Source organism: Bradyrhizobium sp. 164, from assembly GCF_023073715.1.
Lineage (GTDB): Bacteria > Pseudomonadota > Alphaproteobacteria > Rhizobiales > Xanthobacteraceae > Bradyrhizobium.
Map to the genome: position 1 here is coordinate 1 of NZ_JADPKA010000034.1, position 596 is coordinate 596.

At 68.3% G+C, this 596-nt stretch carries 1 protein-coding gene; it reads right to left on the bottom strand.

Annotated features, from left to right (window positions below; all coding sequences use genetic code 11):
* Positions 1 to 596: Ig-like domain-containing protein (locus IVB01_RS35695; RefSeq protein WP_247277764.1), on the bottom strand; the 596-nt coding region annotated here is incomplete at both ends.

Genomic DNA, 596 nt, shown 5'->3' on the forward strand with positions numbered 1-596 from the left:
TCTGGCCGTTGTTGAGCGTGACCGTGGTGCTCCAGCTGCCGTTGCTCTGCACGATGGCGGTGCCGATCGCGGTGGTGCCGTCCAGGATGGTGACGGTGGTGCCGGCATCGGCGACGCCGACCGTGCCGGTGATGGTCTGGCTGGCCTGGTTGACCGGTCCGCCCGCGCTGGTGATCGCGACCGCGGGCGCCGTCATGTCCAGGGTGAAGCTCAGCGATGCGCTGCCGGTGTTGCCAAAAGTGTCGGTCTGACTCGCTACGATGGTGTGTGGTCCGTCGGCCAGCCCGCTCGGCGTAAACGACCAGACGCCTTGCGCATCGGTGGTCACGGTTGCCACGATCGGGCTGCCGTCGATGATGAAGTGCACCATGGTGTTGGCGAGGCCGGTGCCGCTTACGGCCGGGTTGGCGGTGACGTGGTCGGTGACTGAGGTGCCGGTGTCGGCGACCAGGGCCTCGGTCACCGTCGGGCCGGTGGTGCTGAGCGTGTAGACCACCGCGCCGCTGGTCGCGGTATTGCCGGCCGCATCGCTCACCCGCGCGGTCAGCGAGTTCTGGCCGTTGTTGAGCGTGACCGTGGTGCTCCAGCTGCCGTTG